The sequence below is a fragment of the Actinomyces sp. ICM58 genome (assembly GCF_000283035.1).
Classification (GTDB): Bacteria; Actinomycetota; Actinomycetes; order Actinomycetales; family Actinomycetaceae; genus Pauljensenia.
In genome coordinates this window covers 1-7,520 of sequence record NZ_ALIY01000137.1, presented here as the reverse complement: position 1 = coordinate 7,520, position 7,520 = coordinate 1, and the positions used below count along the sequence as shown (strand labels likewise).

7 protein-coding genes are annotated in these 7,520 nt (G+C 64.9%); 4 read left to right on the top strand and 3 right to left on the bottom strand.

All coding sequences use genetic code 11. The features are described 5' to 3' along the window. On the bottom strand, positions 1–499 hold a 499-nt coding region (locus tag HMPREF1138_RS06595), incomplete at its 3' end, for a TetR/AcrR family transcriptional regulator (RefSeq protein ID WP_009057881.1). Positions 500–626: 127 nt separating this feature from the next. On the opposite strand from HMPREF1138_RS06595, the gene HMPREF1138_RS06590 reads away from it, so the two are divergent. The 3 genes from HMPREF1138_RS06590 to HMPREF1138_RS11620 all read left to right on the top strand — a co-directional run bounded on the left by HMPREF1138_RS06590 (position 627) and on the right by HMPREF1138_RS11620 (position 3,763). Beyond that, complete coding sequence (locus HMPREF1138_RS06590) at positions 627–1,784, top strand: alpha/beta fold hydrolase (protein ID WP_009057879.1); 1,158 nt, start codon at positions 627–629, stop codon at positions 1,782–1,784. Positions 1,785–1,868: 84 nt separating this feature from the next. Further along, complete coding sequence (locus HMPREF1138_RS06585) at positions 1,869–3,173, top strand: AAA family ATPase (protein WP_009057877.1); 1,305 nt, start codon at positions 1,869–1,871, stop codon at positions 3,171–3,173. A gap of 29 nt (positions 3,174–3,202) precedes the next feature. Next, positions 3,203–3,763, top strand: coding sequence for an RloB family protein (locus tag HMPREF1138_RS11620; RefSeq protein WP_081495991.1), 561 nt, complete (start codon positions 3,203–3,205; stop codon positions 3,761–3,763). A gap of 1 nt (position 3,764) precedes the next feature. Here the strand turns inward: HMPREF1138_RS11620 and HMPREF1138_RS06580 are convergent, their stop codons facing one another. Beyond that, positions 3,765–4,682, bottom strand: coding sequence for an HAD family hydrolase (locus tag HMPREF1138_RS06580; protein ID WP_009057880.1), 918 nt, complete (start codon positions 4,680–4,682; stop codon positions 3,765–3,767). Continuing rightward, positions 4,679–5,956 (bottom strand): serine--tRNA ligase, encoded by a 1,278-nt coding sequence (serS, locus tag HMPREF1138_RS06575; protein ID WP_009057875.1) that lies wholly within the window; start codon positions 5,954–5,956, stop codon positions 4,679–4,681. The genes HMPREF1138_RS06580 and serS overlap by 4 nt, the downstream gene beginning before the upstream one ends. Positions 5,957–6,212: 256 nt before the next feature. Between serS and HMPREF1138_RS06570 the strand changes: the two genes are divergently transcribed. Further along, on the top strand, positions 6,213–7,520 hold a 1,308-nt coding region (locus HMPREF1138_RS06570), incomplete at its 3' end, for a diacylglycerol/lipid kinase family protein (protein WP_039937264.1).

Sequence of the window (7,520 nt, the reverse complement as noted above, 5' to 3'; positions counted from 1 at the left end):
TCAGGACGACGGACGCGTAGACGTCCGCGGCCAGTGGAAGCACCTCGTCGTCCACGCGACCACGGGCCCAATCGGTAAATACCGAACAGCACGTGCGATAAAGCTGCTCATGCAGGTCGCCGTCGCCTCCCACGCGGATTGCCAGCAGGGTTATCAGGGCCTGCCCATTGCGCGCGTACACGTCGGCAAGGTGGCGGGCGACGGCGCGGGCGTCGCGTCCCTCGCCGAACCACAGGCCCTCGAGGGCAGGGGTGATCTCTTCGAGGAGGAAGGACACGACCTCGGCCAGGAGGGCGTCCTTGTCGGTGTAGTGGTCGTAGAAGGTCGTGCGCGACACCATCGAGGCGGAGCAGATGTCGGTGACGCTCACGTGCGCGTAGGGCTTTGCCTGGCACGCCTTGATGAGGCCCGAGCGGATCGCCCGGCGCGTCTTCCGGATGCGCAGATCCAGGTTGTGCTCGGCCTCGCGCCCGTGCTTATCCGCACTCCGCAGGAACATGTCTCTCCGATCAGTTTTCCTTTATTAATAGGCTTATCCTACGCATAGCGTTCGCATCGTCCAGTATCCAACACACCGTTTGTTATTGTACGGTCCGCCCTCGCTGTAAAGGCGATAGCGTCGAGTTATGTTCACCGAGTACACCGGCAATCGCCAATTCGACCTGCAGCTCAACCGGACCTTCGCACCGATCCTCGATCGCCCCGGAATGGACAAGGTCGCAGCCACCACGCTCCCCCGCCTGCGCACAACAGAGCAGATCACGGCGTTGGCCCAACACCTTGCCGATCGCTTCGAGTCGGAAGGGGACGCGGATGCCGCGTGGCGCCTCTACGAGCTCGCGGCCTTCTACCTGGGCGCCGGCGACCCGCGCAAGGGGCGCTTCATCGGCGCCATGTCAGCCGCCTTCGACGAGGCCCACAAAGGCCTCGCGCTCACCCGGCACGCGGTCCCCTATCGCAGCGGGGAGCTGACCGCGATGCGATGGGAGGCGGACCCGGTTCACCGGGAGCAGGCTCCCGCGGGCACACCGCACACACTCGTCATGATGAACGGATTCGACGGGTACGCGGAGGAGATCATCGACTTCGCGTCCCACTTCCCGACCCGTCCCTTCGACATCATCGCCTTCGACGGTCCCGGCCAGGGGCACACGGCGGCAGCGGGCATGCCCCTCGAGCCCGAGTGGGAGTACCCGACGGAGGCGGTCTTGGATTACTTCGGGGTGACCAGCGCGGCCGCGCTCGGCGTTTCCTTTGGCGGCTACCTCGTCACGCGCGCAGCCGCCCACTGCCCGCGCATCACGCACGTGATCGCCTTCGACATGATGTATCGGCTCCTCGACGGCCTGACGGTGCCACTGCCTCGCGCCCTGCGCCCCTTCGCGAACGCGGTCATCGAGAACCCGCAGCCCGCGCGGCTCATCGATGCCGGTCTGGGGATGGCCTCACGACTCAGCGCGGACCTGTCATGGAAGCTCCAGCAGGCGCAGCACCTCACGGGACTGCACCGGCCCAGCCAGGTATTGCGCGCGTTCGGCGACTACACGATGGAACCTTTCGAGGGGCGCATCACCCAGCCATGCCTCGTCCTCGCTGGGGATGCAGATCAGTACGTGCCCTTCGAGCGCCTGGGAGACGTGCGCCGCGCCCTGAGAAACGCTGAGTCGCTGGAGGTGCGCGCGTTCCATCGCGCGCAGGACCCGGACATGGCGCAGCACTGCCAGATCGGGGACCTTGACCGCGCCTTCGCGATCATGGGCGAGTGGTTGACACTCTGCAAATGAGGCGATCAACAGGCAAGTTAGATCAGGAACGCTGAATTTTCGATAATTTTTATCGATGCAAGACCGATAATGTAGACTATCCGTATGCAGCTCCTACGATTCACGTTTGAGAACCACCGATCGTTCCGCGATGAGGCAACCCTCGACCTGACACGTCCCACGCTCAAGACCCTCCGCCCCTCCAAGGGCACTACTTGGGCTGATCACATCCACCACGTTGACGGCATCTACGGCGCGAACGCTTCAGGCAAGACTAACGTTCTCGATGCCCTCCATTACATGCTCGGAGCCATCGGATCCTCGGCAACATCATGGCTCGAAAAACCACAGTTCCCTCGAGCCCCCTTTGCGCTTATCCCGGGACAGATGACAGCTCCCGCTACCTTTGAACTCGAGTTCATTGTCTCCGGCAAACGCTACGCCTATCGATTTGCGACGGATGCTGACGGCGTCACCGAAGAGTCCCTGCATGTCGTCAGCACTCGGTGGAAAGAAGTGTTCGTGCGCAATGCTGACGGGCGAGTCAAGGGCCTGAAAAGGATACCCCACGTTGCCCGACGTGAACTCGCTCTTTCCCGCGCTGCCCAATTCAACCACGAAACCGTGACGCCCATCTGGGAAGCTCTCATGCGCAGATTTGACCTCTATCACGTTGGCGATGACGAAGTCAACGCCCGCCTTGGTCGCATCGCACGACAGCTCCAAGAACGGAGTCTACGTCTCGATGACCTCGTCACCCTCGCGCAAATCGCAGACACCGGTATCACCAACATTGAGGTGGAGGAGCATGCAATTCCGCCACAGCTTGCCCGGCTCATCACACACATGCTGACACCCACAGCCGACGATGTGCAGGACGAACAGCCGGATCAGTCCTCCGAGGAGGAAAGAGACCTGAGCAACTTCATCGCACGCAATCTCTTTTTCCGACACGGTACGAATAGCGGAAGGCTCAGGCACTCCGACGAGTCCACAGGCACCATGGCATGGCTTGCACTGGGAACAGCCGTCGTGAGCGCACTTAGGAACGGTCGCGTTCTCGTCGTCGACGAACTGGGTTCAAGCCTTCACCCTCAGCTTTCTCACCTCATCATCGACTGGTTTGAGGACCCTTCGGTGAATACAACCGGAGCTCAACTCGTTTTCACAAGCCACGACATGACACTGCTCGACGCTGGCCGCGGCGACAGAGAAAAGCGTGAGCAGGTGTGGTTCGTGGAGAAAGATAGCGACGGCGTCAGCGAACTCTTCAATCTCGCAGATTTCCCTCTTCAGAAGGGCAGCAACATCGTCAAACAGTACCTTGAGGGACGATTCGGCGGAGTGCCTTACACCGTTCCTTCGCTCATTCACAAACTCCTCAATCCTCGTACCGGAGAAGAGGAGTGAGAGTCGATGGGACGACGCAATACACGTAAATTACGCAACGCAAAACAACTCAAGATACGTTATGCGCTATTCACCGAGGGCTTAGTCATGAACGTCAGTACCTTGAGCTACTGCGTCAACACCTGCGTCCCCGCCATGCAACTTTTTCGATCAAACCTATCGGCAAAGATCCTTCGAGAGTATTCACCGAGTACCTCAAGGCGGAACGACGCGGCGATTTCGACCAAGCGATTCTCGTCATTGATGTTGATCAGCATCAAAAGCTAGATGAGGTTTTGCGGGAATGTAAGTCTTCTACTACCGTTGATGCGGTCGTTACCAACCCATGCTTCGAACTATGGCTGCTGTGGCATACCACTGACAGACGAGCGTATACAGAAACACGCGACTGCGTCAGACTCGCGCGCAGCAGCAGACTCATCGGAGACAAGGACCTCACCGCAGGGTTTCCGATTGCTAGCTTCCCCGAGGCCGTCAAACGAGCACAACAAGCCTGGCCGACCATCATGCCAAACAAGAAGGGCCCGAACCCTTCCTCGGCCATGCCCTGTCTCATCGAACTGATGACACCAGCACCCCAGAAAAACTAGCTCAGCGGCCGGCAACCCCGCAGCGGCGCAGAAGAGCGTGCATGACGGCGGCGGCACCGTCGTTTTCGACGGCAGCCGTCACGTGATCGGCGTGGGAGCGCACTTCCTCGGAGGCCCCACCCATGGCGACACCGAAAGCCGCCCACTCGATCATCGCGATGTCATTCGTGCCATCCCCAACGGCGACGGTCCCGGCCGCGGGAACCCCCACTCGCGCCCGCAGCGACTCCAGCCCGGTTGCCTTAGTCACGCCGAGCGGCTCAATATCCGCCCAGGACGTCCAGCCGACAAACACCTCGTGGGTGCGCGACACGTCCAGGGAGGCCAGGATCCGGTCAAACTCCTCACGGTCCGTGTCGGCGGCGCGCACGACAATCTTTGGCGTGGGCGTGGAGGCCAGCTCCTCCATCGACACGATGCGGTGATCGCTCCCCTCGATCTCGTTGTTCGGGAACGGGGCAGACAGCAGGATGTTGGGGTGCGGCATCGACGCGAACACCGAGCCGGGCACGGCCGAGGCGATCTCCTCCAGGATCGGGCCGGGCACGAAGGTGCGTTCCTCGACGATCTCGCACTGCCCACCGCTCACGCGCACGAGGGTCGCGCCGTTGTTACACAGCGCCCACCCGTCCGTGAACTCCAGGGCATCGAGAACGGGAATCACACCCTCAAGCGCGCGGCCCGAGGCGATGAGCACGTGGGCGCCCGCGTCGGCGAGGCCGTGGATCCCCTCAAGGACGCGCGGCGTCGCCCCCGCGGGGGTCAGGATCGTGCCGTCGATGTCGAGCGCAACCAGGACCTGGCCCGCCGACGTCGGAAAGTCGGCGGGCAGGGCGGCCGAGGCCTCGTCGAGGAGCTCCTCGAAGGGGCGGGCCGCCTCCCCGGTGGAGGGGACCGTCAGGAAGCGCTCCTGGCTCATCGAGCGACCGGGGTGAGGACCTCGAGTCCGCCCAGGTAGGGGCGCAGCGCCTCGGGCACGTACACGGAACCGTCAGAGCGCTGGTGATTCTCCAGGAAGGCGACGATCCAGCGGGTCGTGGCCAGCGTGCCGTTGAGGGTGGCGACCGCGGTCATGCCGTCCTCGCGACGCTCGCGAATGCCGAGGCGGCGCGCCTGGAACGTCGTGCAGTTCGAGGTCGAGGTGACCTCCATGTAGCGCTCCTGAGTGGGCAGCCACGCCTCGCAGTCGAACTTGCGGGCGGCGGAGGTGCCCAGGTCGCCGGCGGCCGTGTCGATGACGCGGTAGGGCAGCTCGACCTTGGCGAGCATCTCCTCTTCCCAGGCGAGGAAGCGCTGGTGCTCCTCCGCGGCGTCCTCGGGGCGGCAGTAGCTGAACATCTCGGCCTTGTTGAACTGGTGGACGCGGATGATGCCGCGCGTGTCCTTGCCCGCGGAGCCGGCCTCGCGGCGGTAGCAGGTGGACCAGCCCATGTAGCGCTTAGGGCCGGCGCTCAGGTCGAGGATCTCGTCGGCGTGGTAGCCGGCGAGGGCGACCTCGGACGTGCCCGTCAGGTACAGGTCGTCGGCGGGCAGGTAGTAGATTTCGTCGGAGTGCTCGTTGAGGAAGCCGGTGCCGCCCATGATCTGCGGGGTGACCAGGGTGGGGGTCATCATCGGCACGAAGCCGTTGGCGAGCGCCTGATCCATGGCCATCGTCATGATGGCCAGCTCGAGGCGGGCGCCGATGCCCTTGAGGTAGTAGAAGCGCGCGCCGGAGACCTTCGCGCCGCGCTTGGTGTCGATCGCATCCAGGCCCTCGCCGAGCGCGAGGTGGTCCTGGGGCTCGAAGCCCTCAGCCGCGAAGTCGCGGGGGGCGGGGCCCTCGTGGCGCAGGACCACGAAGTCGTCCTCGCCGCCGACGGGCACGCCGTCGAGGACCAGGTTGGGCAGGAGGCGGGCCAGGCGGTCGGCCTCGGCGTCGGCGGCGTTCGCGGCGGCCTCGGCGGCCTTGACTTGCTCGGCGAGCTCCTTGGCCTTGGTCAGGATCGCGGGCCGCTCCTCCTTGGAGGCGCGTCCCACGGACTTGGAGACCTCCTTTTGGGTGGCGCGCAGCGTCTCGAAGGACTGCAGGGCCTCGCGGCGGGCGGCGTCGGCCTCGATGATCTCATCGACGAGGCCGGGGTCGGCTCCGCGGGCACGCTGGGAGGCGCGGGCGGGTTCGGGGTTGTCACGCAGGGCACGCACATCAATCATGCGTCCCATCCTATGCCAGGTGGGCGCGCCATGTCCCCTACCGCCCCGACTGTGAATTCAACACAACAGGTCAGGGTTATGCACAAACTACACCCGCGAGAGTTCTCAAAAGCCTGAAAGTTATCCACCTTTGGTGCATAACCGTGTGGACAACACGACGACAAGCACGCGTCAGCACGACTCTTATGACACGGAGTACAACGAAAAGCCACTGAACACATCATCCACAGGCCGACCGCAGGCTAGGCTTGTGCACATGGACGGAATATACTGGGCACTCGCAGCCTCCGCCGGAGCCGGAGCGATCGGAGTCGCGCGTCTGGCAACCGCCCTCACCCGCCGACATCGCCGCCGCCGCGCCCTCGAGGTCCCCGCCTCGGTGGACGACCCGACGCGAGGACGGCCGCGCCCCTGGATCATCATGAACCCCTCCAAGCACGCGGACCCCCAGGCCTTCAAGGATCGCCTCAACCGCAAGGCCAAGGAACTGGGCATCGACCACGTGCACTGGCGCGAGACCACGCGCGAGGACCCGGGCACCGGGCAGGCCGTTCACGCCCTCGAGGAAGGGGCCTCCGTCGTCATCGCTGCGGGCGGAGACGGAACCGTGCGCGCCGTCGCTGCCGGCATGGCCGGATCCGGCGTGCGTATGGGCATCATCCCCGTGGGCACCGGCAACGTCCTGGCCGGCAACCTCTCCATCCCCGACGAGCCCGAAGCGGCCCTCGCCATCGCGCTCGACCGCAACCACCGCGCCGTCGACCTCGCGTGGGTTCGCGTCGAAGACGCCACCCAGAAGACGGATCAGCCAGCCGAGGGCGGACTGCGCCTCGCCGCGCGCGCCGCGCTACACCCCGAGGCGACTCTTCAGGACGGGGCTGCCCCGGCCTCGTCGATCGAACCGCGAGCGGACGAGTATGCCTGCCTCGTCGTGGCGGGCATGGGCTACGACGGCGAGACGATGGCCGACACCGACCCTGAGCTGAAGAAGCGCATCGGGTGGATCGCCTACGTGTGGGCGGGCCTGGGCGCGATGGGCGCCCCGCGCATGAAGGCACGCCTGACCCTGCGCTCGCCCGTGGCCCCCACCCCCGACCCGCTCGGCGTCGGCGATCAGCTGGCGGGCACGACCCTGGACGAGGCCGGGGGTGCTCCCGCTGAAGCCCCGCACTCGCCCGCGGACGAGATCACCCGCGTCGAGGCCCGCTCGGTCATGTTCGCGAACGCGGGCGAGATGAAGATGCTGGTCCTCGCGCCCGACGCGGAGCTGTCCGACGGCCTCGTCGACGTCATCGCGGTCGACGCGCACGCCGGCCTGCTCGGCTGGGCGGACGTCACCTGGAAGATGCTCGGACAGCTCATCGGCCTGCGCCCGATCAACCTGCCGGTCTCGACCGGCACGGTCGCATTCCGTCAGGCGAAGGGCGCCTCTGTCACGGCCGAGGAACCCCAGGTGTGCCAGGTCGACGGCGACGCGATCGGCCTGGCCCACACCATGCACGTCCGCATGCAGTCAGGCGCGCTGGACGTGGCCGTCCCGGCCGAGCGCACGTGGATGGAGCTA

Bases quoted from the DNA above. Each gene is read 5' to 3' on its own strand.
- serS (WP_009057875.1), bottom strand. From the start codon at position 5,956: ATGATTGATGTGCGTGCCCTGCGTGACAACCCCGAACCCGCCCGCGCC.
- HMPREF1138_RS06580 (WP_009057880.1), bottom strand. From the start codon at position 4,682: ATGAGCCAGGAGCGCTTCCTGACGGTCCCCTCCACCGGGGAGGCGGCC.
- HMPREF1138_RS06590 (WP_009057879.1), top strand. From the start codon at position 627: ATGTTCACCGAGTACACCGGCAATCGCCAATTCGACCTGCAGCTCAAC.
- HMPREF1138_RS06585 (WP_009057877.1), top strand. From the start codon at position 1,869: ATGCAGCTCCTACGATTCACGTTTGAGAACCACCGATCGTTCCGCGAT.